Source organism: Labrenzia sp. THAF191a, assembly GCF_009363335.1.
Classification (GTDB): domain Bacteria; phylum Pseudomonadota; class Alphaproteobacteria; order Rhizobiales; family Stappiaceae; genus Roseibium; species Roseibium algicola.
The window spans coordinates 2,542,596-2,556,865 of the sequence record NZ_CP045333.1 but is presented as its reverse complement, the minus strand read 5'-3'; the positions used below and the strand labels follow the sequence as shown (position 1 = coordinate 2,556,865).

The 14,270-nt window shown below is 59.7% G+C and carries 9 protein-coding genes; 2 read left to right on the top strand and 7 right to left on the bottom strand.

What is annotated here, in order from left to right; all coding sequences use genetic code 11:
• Positions 1-3: 3 nt before the first annotated feature.
• The 4 genes from FIV05_RS11695 to FIV05_RS11680 form a co-directional block, all read right to left on the bottom strand.
• Entirely contained in the window at positions 4-870 is an 867-nt protein-coding gene (locus FIV05_RS11695) for a sugar ABC transporter permease (protein ID WP_023003068.1), read from the bottom strand.
• Positions 867-1,958, bottom strand: coding sequence for an ABC transporter ATP-binding protein (locus tag FIV05_RS11690; protein WP_152509663.1), 1,092 nt, complete (start codon positions 1,956-1,958; stop codon positions 867-869). Before FIV05_RS11690 ends, FIV05_RS11695 begins: the two co-directional genes overlap by 4 nt.
• A 12-nt stretch (positions 1,959-1,970) precedes the next feature.
• Positions 1,971-3,035: an ABC transporter ATP-binding protein gene (locus tag FIV05_RS11685; RefSeq protein ID WP_152509662.1), complete on the bottom strand. Its 1,065-nt coding sequence runs from the start codon at positions 3,033-3,035 to the stop codon at positions 1,971-1,973.
• Between the two features lie 175 nt (positions 3,036-3,210).
• Positions 3,211-4,950: an ABC transporter substrate-binding protein gene (locus tag FIV05_RS11680; protein WP_031270305.1), complete on the bottom strand. Its 1,740-nt coding sequence runs from the start codon at positions 4,948-4,950 to the stop codon at positions 3,211-3,213.
• 559 nt (positions 4,951-5,509) lie between these two features.
• Here FIV05_RS11680 and FIV05_RS11675 point away from each other — a divergent pair.
• Positions 5,510-6,568: an NAD-dependent epimerase/dehydratase family protein gene (locus FIV05_RS11675; protein ID WP_152509661.1), complete on the top strand. Its 1,059-nt coding sequence runs from the start codon at positions 5,510-5,512 to the stop codon at positions 6,566-6,568.
• Between the two features lie 391 nt (positions 6,569-6,959).
• Here the strand turns inward: FIV05_RS11675 and FIV05_RS11670 are convergent, their stop codons facing one another.
• The 3 genes from FIV05_RS11670 to FIV05_RS11660 form a co-directional block, all read right to left on the bottom strand.
• Complete coding sequence (locus FIV05_RS11670) at positions 6,960-8,096, bottom strand: ABC transporter substrate-binding protein (RefSeq protein ID WP_152509660.1); 1,137 nt, start codon at positions 8,094-8,096, stop codon at positions 6,960-6,962.
• 120 nt (positions 8,097-8,216) lie between these two features.
• Positions 8,217-9,071, bottom strand: a complete 855-nt coding sequence (kynA, locus tag FIV05_RS11665) for a tryptophan 2,3-dioxygenase (RefSeq protein ID WP_152509659.1) — start codon at positions 9,069-9,071, stop codon at positions 8,217-8,219.
• Positions 9,072-9,207: 136 nt separating this feature from the next.
• Positions 9,208-10,299, bottom strand: a complete 1,092-nt coding sequence (locus FIV05_RS11660; protein WP_209009947.1) for an ABC transporter substrate-binding protein — start codon at positions 10,297-10,299, stop codon at positions 9,208-9,210.
• A gap of 605 nt (positions 10,300-10,904) precedes the next feature.
• Between FIV05_RS11660 and FIV05_RS11655 the strand changes: the two genes are divergently transcribed.
• On the top strand, positions 10,905-14,237 hold the full coding sequence (locus FIV05_RS11655; RefSeq protein WP_152509657.1) for a transglutaminase family protein: 3,333 nt from the start codon (positions 10,905-10,907) through the stop codon (positions 14,235-14,237).
• Positions 14,238-14,270: the final 33 nt, after the last annotated feature.

Here is a 14,270-nt window from a genome sequence, read left to right as displayed (position 1 = left end):
TCCTCAGGACTTGTTGTCGTTCATCGTCATCAGCGTGTAGAACAGCCAGGAGGCGAACAACGTGATGGCGAAGTAGATGAGGGACATGGCGGCTGCCGGTCCAAGGTCGAACTGACCCAGCGCGATCTTCACAAGATCGATCGAGAGCAGCGTCGTGGAGTTACCCGGACCACCGCCCGTCAGCACGAAAGGCTCCGTATAGATGTTGAAGCTGTCCATGAAGCGCAGCAGCACGGCAATGGTCAGCACCGTTTTCATCTTCGGCAACTGGATGAAGCGGAACACCGCCCAGCGAGAGGCTCCGTCGATTTCCGCCGCCTGATAATAGGCGTTCGGGATCGAAACCAGACCGGCATAGGCCAGGAGCACCACCAGCGATGTCCAGTGCCAGACATCCATGACGATGATCGTCACCCAGGCAGCAATCGGGTTCTGGGTCATGTCATAGGAGATGCCCAGGGTGTGGTTCAGGAAGTAACCGAGCAGACCGATATCCGGCAGTGTGAAGATGTTCCACATCGCGCCGACCACGTTCCACGGGATCAGCATCGGCAAGGCCATGGTGACGAGGCAGAACGGCACCCAGAAGCCCTTCTTGGGCATGGACAGCGCAATCGCGACCCCAAGCGGCACCTCGATAATCAGGATCAGGAAGGTGAACAGGAACTGCCGTCCGAGCGCATTGTGAAAACGCTCCGAGCGAAGCACCTGCTCGAACCAGTCCAGCCCCTGCCAGAAGAACAGGTTGTCGCCGAAGGTTTCCTGAACGGAGTAGTTCACCACGGTCATCATCGGGATGAGCGCGTTGAAGGCGACAAGAATGAGCACCGGGGTTACGAAGAACCAGGCGCGTTGATTTTGCGTTTTCATCGGGCCCCTCCCTCAGGCTGGCTCGCCAGCCAGCCATCCTTGTAGAGACGCGTCTGGGATTGTTTGAAGTCGAGCATCACGTCGTCTCCGGCATTGGGCGCTTCGCCCTCCAGAATGGCGCTGATACGCATGTCATGAGCGATCGCCTCGACCACCTTGTGGCGGCCGATATCGGCAACCTTGCGGACTTTCGCCGCAATGCCTGCACCGTCGGCAGACACCTTGACGAATTCCGGACGGACACCGATCTCCGCAGCGCCGTCGCCGGCGGCAGTCACCGGGCCTTCCAGCGCGACCTTTTCACCGCGGAAGAACGCGGCCCCGTTCTGGACGTCGCAGGGCAGGACGTTCATTCCAGGAGAGCCGATGAAGTGACCGACGAAAGTGTGGGCCGGACGTTCGAACAACTCCACTGGCGTCCCGATCTGTACGACTTCACCGTCCTGCATCACCACCACCTGGTCGGCAAAGGTCAGCGCTTCGGTCTGGTCGTGCGTCACGTAGATCATGGTCGCCTTGACCCGCTGATGAAGCTCTTTCAGCTTGGATCGGAGCTTCCATTTCAGATGCGGGTCGATCACCGTCAGCGGCTCGTCGAACATGACGACGTTGACGTCCTCGCGGATGAGGCCGCGGCCCATGGAGATCTTCTGCTTGTTGTCCGGCGAAAGATTTGCCGCCCGAACCTTCAGCATGTCGCTGACTTCCAGCATTTCGGCGATCGCGGCAACCCGCCGCTTCACCGTGTCCTCGTCCCGCCCGCGGTTTCTGAGCGGAAAGGCCAGATTGTCGTAGACGGTCATCGTGTCGTAGATGACCGGAAACTGGAACACCTGCGCGATATTGCGCTTTGCCGGCGGCAGCGAGGTGACGTCCTGATCGTTGAACAGGATCTTGCCTTCAGAAGGAACCAGCAGGCCGGAAATGATGTTCAACAACGTGGACTTGCCGCAGCCCGACGGACCAAGCAGGGCATAGGCGCCGCCGTCATCCCACGTCAGGTCGATCTTCTTCAGGGCGTAATCCGCATCGCTCGCCGGATTGGGCTGGTAGCTGTGACGCAGATTGGAGAGTTTGATTTGTGCCATGATGTCCTCTCCTCAGGCGACCAGCTGGCCGTCAGGCGCAAAGAAGAAACAATGGCTCGGATCCAGGTAGAAAGTGTGGACCTCGCCGACGGAATAGGGATGAACACCGGGTGACAAAGAGACCCAGGCGTTGCCGTCCATGTCGAAATGGGCACTGCTTTCCGAACCGCTGAGCTCCGTCACCAGTACATGTCCGTCAAGCTTCACGGTATGATGCGCACTTGCCACCGGCATCACGTGATTGGGCCGGATCGCAAGGGTGTAGGCGCCATCTTGAAGACCCGAAGCAGCACCTGTGGCCTGCCAGCTCGTGACCTCGTTCAGGATCACCAGGTCTCCACGCTTGGTCACCGGGGCGACATTGATCGGCGGGTTGGAGAACACCTTCGCGGCGTCCAGATCCTTCGGCTTGCGATAGATGTCGGCGGTCGGGCCGAACTGCACCACGTTGCCGTCGGTCATGAGGGCCGTGTGCCCTCCCAGAAGAAGGGCCTCTTCAGGCTCGGACGTTGCGTAGACGACGACCGCGCCGCGGCCTGCAAAAAGTTCCGGAAGCTGGTCGCGCAGTTCCTCGCGCAGCTTGTAGTCGAGGTTGGCGAGCGGTTCGTCGAGGAAGACCGCATCGCTTTCCTTGACGATGGCGCGCGCCAGCGCGGTGCGCTGCTGCTGGCCACCCGACAGTTCATGCGGCTTGCGGTTGAGATACGGGTTCAGCTTCATCAGCTTGGCCGCTTCTTCCACCCGGCCTTCGATCTCCGACCTGGCAACACCTGCAACCTTCAGCGGCGACGCGATGTTGTCGAAGACAGACATATGCGGGTAATTGACGAAAAACTGGTGCACCAGGCTGATGTTGCGCTTTTGCGCGGACAGGCGGGACACGTCCTTGCCATTGAGCACGATCTGCCCTGTCGCCAGGCTGTCGAGACCAGCCATCAGCTTGATCAGCGAGGTCTTGCCCGAGCCGGTTTCCCCAAGCAGAACATTGAAGTGACCGGGATGCAGCGTCAGGCTCGTTTCCTTGACATGGGTGATGCCTGCAACGCGCTTGCTGACGTTCTTAAGTTCTAGAGACATTTATTTTTCGCCCGCGTCCGGACAGGTGCAAGTGGCGAAACATCGATTTCGCGCCCTGTCGCTTCGGATCGGTGGTGGACCGGGGAGATGCCCCGGTCCGGTTTGTTGGGTGATGGGTGCCCGGGCATCATGGTCTGCATGGCAGACACGATGCCCTTGCACGTCGCGCTCAGGTTTACTTTTCAGCCCAGCGTGCGACCAGCTCGTCGTAGTTCACGGTCTGGCCCTGCGGCTTCTCGTTTTCGAGCTTTGCCTTCGGCGCGCCCGGCTTGTTCAGCCATTCTTGCGGATCCGACTCTTCGTTCAGGCGCGGACCGCAGCCACCATAGACGTTGGCGCGCTCGTCAGCCTGCTGCATGCGGGCCATGACGATGTCCATTTCCTGTGCCAGGCGGTCCATGGCTTCCTGCGGCGTGAACGCGCCGGAGTTCACGTCACCGATCTGCTGCCACCAGATCTGGGCCAGCTTCGGATAGTCCGGAACGTTGATGCCGGTCGGGGACCAGGCAACACGGTCCGGCGAGCGATAGAACTCGACCAGGCCGCCGAGCTTCGGAGAACGCTCGGTAAAGGACTCGTGACGCACGGTACTGTCGCGAATGAAGGTGAGACCGACATGGCTCTTCTTCACGTCAACCGTCTTGGAGACCACGAACTGGGCATAGAGCCAGGCTGCTTTCGCACGATCCACCGGAGTGGAGTTCAGGATGGTCCAGGAACCCACGTCCTGGTAGCCGACCTTCTGACCTTCTTCCCAGTAAGGACCATGGGGGCTCGGAGCCATGCGCCACAGCGGCGTGCCTTCATCGTCAACCGTGTTGTTGCCTTCGGACTTCGGCTTCACCATGTCCGCGGTGAACGCGGTGTACCAGAAGATCTGCTGGGCAACGTTGCCCTGGCTGAGAGCCGGCAGGGACTGGTAGAAGTCGAAGCTGGCAGCACCCGGAGGCGCATAGTTGCGCAGCCATTCGTCCCACTTGCGGATCGCGTAGACGGCCGCCGGGCCGTTTGCAGCACCACCGCGGGAAACCGAAGCGCCAACCGGGTTACAGGTGCCGGCTTCCATGCGGATGCCCCACTCGTCAACCGGCACGCCGTTCGGCTCGCCCTTGTCGCCTGCACCCGCCATGGACAGCCAGGCATCGGTCATGCGCCAGCCGAGATCCGGTGCGCGCTTGCCGTAGTCCATGTGACCATAGATCTGGACGCCGTCGACTTCCTTGACATCCTTGGTGAAGAATTCGGCGATGTCCTCATATGCGGACCAGTTGACCGGCACGCCGAGTTCATAACCGTATTTTTCCTTGAAGGCTGCCTTCAGGTCTTCACGGTCGAACCAGTCCTTGCGGAACCAGTAGAGGTTCGCGAACTGCTGGTCAGGCAACTGATAGAGGTCGCCGTCCGGGCCGGTTGTGAACTGGGTGCCCATGAAGTCTTCCAGGTCGAGACCCGGGTTGGTGACATCCTTGGCGTCGCCGTTCATCCAGTCGGTCAGGTTGTAGGCGAGCTGCAGACGGGAATGGGTGCCGATCAGGTCGGAGTCGTTGACATAGGCGTCATAGAGGTTCCGGCCGGTCTGCATCTGGGTCTGCACGGCCTGCACCACTTCCCCTTCGCCGAGGATCTGGTGATTGACCTTGATACCGGTGATTTCTTCGAAGGCCTTGGTCAGAACTTCCGACTCATAGGAGTGCGTCGGAATGCCTTCGGACAAGACGTTGATTTCCATACCCTTGAACGGTTCGGCCGCGTTAATGAACCACTGCATTTCTGCAAGCTGCTCATCTTTTGACAGAACGGATGGCTGGAATTCCTGGTCGATCCACTTTTGCGCCGCTGCTTCATCGGCAAAAGCGGACCCTGCCCCCGCAAGCACAGCACCAGCTGCGACTGCGGTGAGTAGATACTTACGCATCTGCATCTCCTCCCGTGAGATATTAAACGCCGTCATTAACCGGCTACGAATAGATGGTCACAGCATCGCCATGTTGTCAAACTAAATTTTTAGTAGATAATCAAGCCTACTCAAACGAGTGGCAAAATATTGTTTTTAAAGGCTTTTCAAGAACAGAACCGACCCCTGCACTTGACCCGGAAACCCGGCAGCCTGTCGGCCAGCACCGTCAGTGTGGCACAATTTTGACATCAGATGTAGCACGAAATCGGGTTTCGAGTCTTTCATATTTTTCTACATCATACTTCTATTGAGGTTCGTTTTGCATCGCAAAACGAAATCCGAATACTGACTTTGCACTGCAGCGTGACCTGCTCGCCCATGTCTCAAGCCTGTCTACGCCCCGGATACGACGCCCGCCGGGCAGGTCTTAACGATCGGCAGACACTCAGTAGCTGCGGGTCGGGCATCTATGGCCGAACCAATTCCTGTGTTGACGCACACCATCCAGCGGCTATCTCACTGCTTGGACAAGCTGCCGGCGCAAGAGCGGCCTTCAAAGGAAGGATGACCAGATCCGATGACTTCACTTTCCACCGATGCACCGGTCCTGGTAACGGGTGCCACGGGCTATGTTGCCAGCTGGCTGGTGAAGGAATTGCTCGATGCCGGAATTACGGTGCACGCTGCTGTCCGTGACCCGGACCGCAAGGACAAGGTCGCACACCTTCAGGAGATTGCGGCCGGATCTCCGGGCACCCTGCGTTTTTTCAGAGCCGACCTGCTGGAGGAAGGTTCCTACGCCGAGGCGATGGCAGGCTGTGCCATCGTCTTCCACACGGCCTCCCCTTTCACCACATCGGTCACGGACCCGCAGAGGGAGCTGATCGCGCCCGCGGTGAAAGGTACCCGGAACGTTCTGGAAACCGCCACGCGGACTGCAAGTGTCAAACGCGTGGTCGTCACCAGCTCCTGCGCGGCCATCTACACGGATGCAATCGACTGTATTAAAGCCCCGGGCGGCAAACTGACGGAGGAGGTCTGGAACACCACCGCCTCTCTCGAATACCAGCCCTACAGCTATTCCAAGACGCTTGCGGAACAGGAAGCCTGGAAGATCGCCAGGGCTCAGGATCGCTTCGAGCTGGTCACCGTCAATCCGTCGCTGGTGATCGGTCCGGCCCTTAACGCCAGGCCGACATCCGAAAGTTTCAACATCGTCCGCCAGATGGGCGACGGCACCATGAAACGGGGCGCTCCGAAACTTGGCCTTGGCGTCGTGGATGTGCGTGACCTTGCCAGGGCACACATGGAGGCCGGCTTCCGGGAAGAGGCCGAGGGAAGGCATATCATCTCCGGCCACGACACCAACATTCTGGAACTCGGCAAGGCCTTGATCGAGAAATACGGCGATCGTTATCCGGTGCCTCGCCAGTCGCTACCCAAATGGATCGTCTGGCTGGTCGGGCCGATCGTCGGCGGTATTTCACGGAAATTCGTCACCAACAACGTCGACGTGAAATGGCGCGCCGACAATTCCAAAAGCAAACGCGCCCTCGGCGTCACCTACAGACCGATGAAAACCTCCATGGAAGAGATGTTCCAGCAGATGATCGACGCCGGAGTCTTCGGGAAGTAGGACGCTTCAGATCACACCCACTCCGTTCGCTGAGGGCACGGCAGGGATTGCAGGGTCAAACCCTGCAATGACGGACGCCGGGCAAAGTATCGCCGTATCCATGCCCTCTATTCTCCCACTCGCTCCCCGTCATCCCATGGCTCGACCATGGGATCCATGCCGTTGCCCTTGGGCCAAACCGCAGCCCCGGCTGGCATGGTCAAGGTGCGGATTACAGGGGCAAGCCCTGGAAAGACCGAAGTCAGGTGAGGTGTAATTTCGCCAGCAAAGGTCATTGAACCTAGCCCCATACTTCCGGCTAAGCGCGAGCCGGGTCTCTCACGATTTCAAAAAGAAAAAGGCGCAGCGGGAGACTGCGCCTTTCACATTGTGTAGAGAAACCCGCCGGGTCTTACATCTTGCACTCGTCTGAATAGGCGTCACCGTGATCGGTCAGGGCCGTTCCGACGATCTTGTTGGTATAGACATCACCTTCCTTGATCACCTCGCGAACATAGATGTCCTGGATCGGATGATGGTTCGGACCGAAGCTGAACTTGCCGCGCACGGATGGGAAGTCAGCTGCTTCAAGCGCTGCGCGGAAACCGTCTGCGTCCGTCACATCCGCCTTGGCCATGGCCGACAGCAGCAGGTTGGCCGTATCGAAGCCCTGGGCCGCATAAAGCGACGGCAGGCGGCCGTATTCGGCCTGGAAGCTTTCAACGAAGGCCTTGTTGGCATCGTTGTCGATATCCTTGCTCCACTGGCTCGTGTTCTTCACGCCCAGCGCAGCATCCCCAACCGCCTGCAGGATACCCTGATCGAAGGAAAACGCCGGACCAACGACCGGAAGGCCGACGCCGCTGTCGGCATATTGCTTCAGGAAGGAGATACCCATGCCGCCAGGCAGGAAGAAGAACACGCTGTCGGCGCCCGATGCACGGATCTGGGCAATCTCGGCCGCATAGTCGGTCTGGCCCAGCTTGGTGTAGATCTCACCCGCCAGTTCACCGTCGTAGTAGCGCTTGTACCCGGTCAGCGAATCCTTGCCGGCCGGATAGTTCGGCGCGAGGATGAAGCTCTTCTTGAAACCGGCTTCCTTGGCATAGGCGCCTGCGGCCTCATGCAGGTTGTCGTTCTGATAGGCAACGCTGAAATAGTTCGGATGGCAGCCCTTGCCGGCCAGAGCGGACGGACCGGCGTTCGGTGACAGATAGAACTTGCCCTGGGCAGTGACAGACGGCACGACGGCCATGGCCAGGTTCGACCAGATAATGCCGGTCAGGACGTCGACCTTGTCCGACTGGATCATCTTGTCGGCAAGCTGAACCGCGACGTCCGGCTTGCGCTGGTCGTCTTCGATGATCACTTCCAGATCCGTGTTGCCGGCCTGTTTGACCGCCAGCATGAAGCCGTCACGTGCATCGATGCCAAGACCTGCACCACCGCCGGACAGGGTCGTGATCATGCCGACCTTGACGGGTTCGGCCTGTGCCGCTCCCGCCAGAATGGCCACCAGGCTGGCGGCCGCAGCAAATTGTTTCAACATAGGAAATCCCCTCTTCAGTCCCTTGAGCCCGCTTGCGGGGCTCTTGAAACGACACTCTATCGGCACAAACGCCGATGGCAAACATGCAATTCGTCCAAGAATGACGAGACGCAGCCTGTTTCAGAGCGCCGTGCGCAAATGCCAGAGCTCAGGGAAGAGTTCGACTTCCAGCATGCGCTTCAGGTAACTGACGCCGCCGGTTCCACCGGTTCCACGTTTGAAGCCGATCACCCGTTCCACGGTGGTGACATGATTGAAGCGCCAGCGGCGGAAGTAGTCCTCCAGATCAACCAGTTTCTCACCGACCTCGTAAAGTGCCCAATGGGCGGACGGATCCCGGTAAACCTTCTGCCAGAGCGTCATGATCTCGGGAACTTCGAGATGTGGAGCAGAAGCAGGTACCGCAATGGCGTCCTCCGGCACATCGAGACCCTGGCGGCGGGCGAATGCCAGCACGACCTGATAAAGGCTGGGGCGGGCAAGCTCCGCATTCAGCAGGGCAACGCTATGCGCGTCGTGCTCGTGCGGCCGGATCATTGCCGTATTCCGGTTGCCCAGCGCATATTCGATCAGCCGGTACTGCAGCGACTGAAAGCCCGAGGACATGCCGAGGGCATCCCGGAACTGGGTATAGTCGCTCGGCGTCATTGTCCGCAGCACATCCCAGGCAGAATTCAGTTGCTCCATGATCCGGCTGACCCGGGCAAGAAGCTTCATCGCCTGCGGCATGTGATCGTCGGCAATCGCATCGCGAGCGGCGTTCAGCTCATGCAGCATGAGCTTCATCCACAATTCCGACGTCTGGTGCTGAATGATGAAAAGCAGTTCGTCGGAGGCGTCCGACAAGGGTGCCTGTGCATTCAGAATCTGCGTCAGCCCCAGATAGTCGCCATAGGACATCTTGTCCGCAAAGCGCATCTCGGCGCCTTCCGTTTCCGGATTATAGGCTTTGCCCGGTTCGGCTTCGTCGCTCATGGCTCTCTCCCGCTGGGCTCTTCAAATGGCCCTTCCAAGGCATCTATACCGTCCGGACAGCAGACTTGGATAGGTGAGAATTCAAAGTGTTACGAGAAAAGGAACAACAGCCGTCCGCTTCCGTCCGGCACGCCGGTCAACTACCGGCGGCTTCCAGAATGGCGTCAGCTGAAAAATCGTAGTGACTATGATTGGAAGACGATTTGCAGAACCGGGCGAAGTCGATCTTGTCCCAATTCCCGTCACCAAGCCTGCTGAGATATAGCTCGACGTTCTGAGCGGTGATCGGCGACATCTTGAACACGACATCGACGAAGACTTCACCCTGAACACTTCTGAAGAAATGATCCCTCAGCATCACAATCGCCCAGGCACCTGCAAAGAAATGCCCGCCATGGGTCATGGTCAGTTCGTTGGACCGTACCGCGTTCATGCCGCGGTTCGACCAGTTCAACCCGGCGAACAATATATCCTTGCCGATGGTCAGTCCTGCTTCGGTTGCAGCACGCTGTGCACCGAAAGCAATGTCATCGTTCGCACCCCAGACGACGTCAATTCGCGTGCGGTTCAAAACGCTTTTCGTCCGCGCGAAAGCAAGTTCCTCGCTCCAGTCGACCGGAATGGCATGGACCAGTTTGACGTCGCTGTTGTCTGCCACAGCCCGCAACATACCGAGTTCCCGCTGCAATCCGGCAGGCGTGGTTGAATCGCCAGTGAGGGACAGCAACCGGATTTCCCTTGCGTCCGGGTTGAGCCGCCGCGCTTCGGCAAACAACGACTGTGCCATCTCGTAACCGGCCGTTTCATTGTCCGGAACGACCGAGGCGATAATACCATGAAGATCGATGTTCCTGCGTTCCAGGTCGACCCGTTGCTTCGGCGTCAGCTTGTTGAGCAGGAACAGAACCTTGCTCTCCCGGCCCTCCATAAGCTGCATCAGACGGGCAGCCGCCTGGTTCTCGTTGACCAGAATGAAATAGTCCGGCAGCTCCCCCTGTTCCAGCCGGAGACTGAGAAGCTCTTCCATGCCGTAGGGACGCCGGTCGGCGTACAGGATTTCAAGGTCGACGTTCAGATCGGCAGCAGCCGCCATCATGGTCCTGGACACGTCGCCCCAGAAACCGGTCTCACCACCCGGGTTGATGAAGGTCACGCGGAAGTCCGCCGCCTGGACCACGCCGGCTGCCACCCAAAACCACACCATGCACAGCAGTCTGACGAACATCATTATCCTTCGCTCTTCATCCTTGCCCGTCACGTTCTTGCAGCTCTTCACGCAAGAACGGCCCCGGTTCAGATCACGGACATTCACCGCAGCACCGGTTGAATGTTCGAAAGCCGAACGGGACCTTGACATGGGGGCCAGCCGATCGCACCGAAACAGTGCCTGGACCAACCCCGGCATCATATTAGCCACCACAAATATGTTCTGCAGAAGTGGCAACCACTTACGCACATTTTATTGGCGCATATCCAAAGATTGCCAGAAACCGGTTTCCGAGGCAGTCCTGCCTGAAACCCGGCCGCAACAGACCTGCCGCCTGCTGGCCGTTCGCTGGCTGCCGGCACCTTGATCCGATTGTGTTAATCAATCCGAAATTAGCACAGGAAAAGCGCTTGTCAGAGCCGGCTTCGCCGGAAGGATTGCATCGTGTTTAACGAACCCTGACCGGCAACACGAGATTTCACCTGGTTCCCGGCCTTCTGCTTTCGCAAGATGCTTGCAGCCCATTCGTGAGGCGAAACTGCCTACAGAAAGACGTGGTTATGCGTTTGATTTTGTGAAAACCTGACACTCGCGCTTTAAAACGGACAAATACCGGGGCCCTGTAAATGTCAATTCGTGCAAGCATTTATCACCTGACCCATTACCGATACGACCGTCCGGTTACCTTAAGCCCGCAGATTATCCGCTTGCGGCCGGCCCCTCACAGCCGCACCCGGGTCCTGTCTCACTCGTTGAAGGTTTCGCCCGAAGGTCACTTCGTCAATCACCAGCAGGACCCCTACGGCAACTGGCTGTCCCGCTTCGTGTTTCCCGAGCCTGTGCGCGAATTCAAGATCGAAGTGGATCTGGTCGCCGACATGGCCGTCTACAATCCCTTCGATTTCTTCATCGAGGAGAGCGCGGAGGAATGGCCCTTCGACTATCCGCCGGAACTTCGTGAAGATCTTCAGATCTACCGTCGCCTCGACCCGACCGGCCCGCGCATGACCGCGTTCCTGGAAACGGTCCCGAAGGATCGCCAGAGAACCGTCGACTTCATCGTCGGGCTGAACGCCAAGGTCTCCCAGACCGTCAACTATGTCATTCGCATGGAGCCTGGCGTACAGACACCGGAAGAAACCTTCGAGAAAGGAACCGGGTCCTGCCGCGATTCCACCTGGCTGCTGGTGCAGGCGCTGCGCCATCTCGGTTTCGCCGCAAGGTTTGTCTCCGGATATCTCATCCAGCTGAAGCCGGATCTGGAAGCACTGGACGGCCCCTCCGGCACCGATCACGATTTCACCGATCTGCATGCCTGGGCCGAAGTCTTCCTGCCGGGTGCTGGCTGGATCGGGCTCGATCCGACCTCCGGCCTTCTGGCAGGCGAAAGCCACATTCCGCTGGCCGCGACGCCGCATTACGTCAACGCCGCCCCGATTGTCGGCATGGCAAGCAAGGCGGAGGTCGACTTCGCCTTCGACATGAAGGTGGCCCGCGTCGCCGAACATCCGCGCATCACCAAGCCGTTTTCCGACGATGCCTGGTCGGCACTCAATCAGCTCGGCACCAAGGTCGACCGGATCCTGTCGCAGGAGGACGTCCGCCTGACCATGGGCGGCGAACCCACCTTCGTCTCGATCGATGATTTCGAAGCCGCAGAATGGAATACCGACGCGGTTGGCCCGACCAAACGCCAGAAGGCAGACATTCTGATCCGCCGGTTGCGTGAACGCTTTGCCCCTGGAGGGTTCCTGCATTACGGCCAGGGGAAATGGTACCCGGGTGAAACCCTGCCCCGCTGGACCTTCTCGCTTTACTGGCGCCGCGACGAAAAACCGATCTGGCATGATCCGGATTTGATCGCGGAAGAAGGCGACGATACCAAGGCCAGCGCAGATCAGGCCGCAGCGCTGCTGCAGGAGATCGCAACGAAGCTGGAAATCGACCCGGACCACGTGGTGGCCGCCTATGAAGACCCGGCGGTGTGGCTGGTGAAGGAAGCCAACCTTCCGGAAAATGTCACCCCGAAAAATTCCAAGCTGGAGGATGCCGAGGCCCGGCATCGTATTGCCCGTGTCTTCGACCGTGGGCTGACCGAACCTGCCGGACATGTGCTGCCGATCCAGCGCTGGCAATCGAAAGCCGGCGGACACCGCTGGCGATCCGAGCGCTGGAAGCTGCGCCGTGATGCGCTGTTCCTCGTTCCCGGAGACAGCCCTGTCGGCTACCGCCTGCCGCTGGAATCCCTGCCCCATGTCCCACCGGCCCAATATCCCTACACCAACATCGCCGATCCGACCGTGCCGCGCGATCCGTTGCCGGAGTTTCCTGCGGGCCCGCGCGCTGACCGCAGGCAGGATGTCGCCCATTTCACCGCCAGCGAAGGCCAGCAGGACCGGCGGGAACAAACCCTGACAGATGACGAATTTGGCGGAGCATCGGTCAGAACAGCGCTGTCGGTGGAAGCTCGCGACGGACGTCTTTGCGTCTTCATGCCGCCGGTGGAACGGATCGAGGACTATCTGGAACTCATCTCGGTGGCGGAATCTGCCGCGGCTGACTTGAACCTGCCGGTTCATATCGAAGGATATCCGCCCCCGCCCGACCCGCGCATGAATGTCATCCGCGTTGCACCGGATCCGGGCGTCATCGAGGTCAACATCCATCCGGCATCCAGCTGGCAGGAATGTGTCGCGATCACCGAAGGCGTTTATGAGGAAGCCCGGCAGTCGCGGCTCGGTGCCGACAAGTTCATGATCGACGGCAAGCACACGGGCACCGGCGGCGGCAACCACGTGGTAGTTGGCGGCGCGACGCCGCTCGACAGTCCGTTCCTGCGCCGGCCTGATCTCCTGCGCAGCCTGATCCTGCACTGGCAGCGCCATCCAAGCCTGTCCTACCTGTTCTCCGGCCTCTTCATCGGCCCGACCTCTCAGGCACCGCGCGTCGATGAGGCCCGTCATGACGGCCTTTACGAGTTGGAAGTCGCCCTGTCACAGATCCACCGCCCTCATGAAGGGGCAACGCCGTTCCCCTGGCTGGTGGACCGGTTGCTGCGGAACCTTCTGGTGGATGTCACCGGCAACACCCACCGGGCGGAAATCTGCATCGACAAGCTCTATTCCCCCGACGGCCCGACAGGACGGCTGGGCCTCGTCGAGTTCCGCGGATTCGAAATGCCGCCGGACCCGCGCATGAGCCTTGCCCAGCAGCTGTTGCTCAGGGCGCTCATTGCGCGCCTGTGGCAGCAGCCACTATCCGGCAACCTGACACGTTGGGGCACGGCCCTGCACGACCGGTTCATGCTGCCGCATTATGTCTGGACCGATTTTCTCGACGTCCTGGGTGATCTGGAGCATCACGGTTTTCAGATGCGTCCGGACTGGTTCGAAGCCCAGGCCGAATTCCGCTTCCCCTTCTGCGGAGAACTCGAGGTCGATGGTGTTCACCTTGAACTTCGACAGGCGCTGGAACCCTGGCACGTACTGGGCGAGACCGGCGCCATAGGTGGCACCGTGCGTTATACGGACAGCTCCACCGAACGTCTGCAGGTCAAGCTCACCACCAGCGATCCGGACCGCTACGCCGTCACCTGTAACCGGCGGACCTTGCCGCTCAGGAAAACCGAGACCAACGGCGTTTCGGTTGCCGGTGTCCGTTACAAGGCCTGGCAACCGGCCATGGCGCTGCACCCCGTGCATCCGGTCGACGCCCCGCTGACCTTCGATATCTTCGATCGCTGGAGCGGGCGGGCCCTTGGTGGCTGCGTCTATCATGTTGCTCATCCGGGCGGACGGAACTATGACACGTTTCCTGTCAACGGGAACGAGGCAGAAGCCCGCCGCCTTGCAAGGTTCGAGCCCCACGGCCATACGCCGGGGCTCTATCTTCCGGGGCTTGAACGGCCACATCCGGAGTTTCCGTTGACGTTGGACCTGCGCAGACCGCAGAATGTCTGACGAACCGGCAGCCCCGCCGACTGGAAACGATGC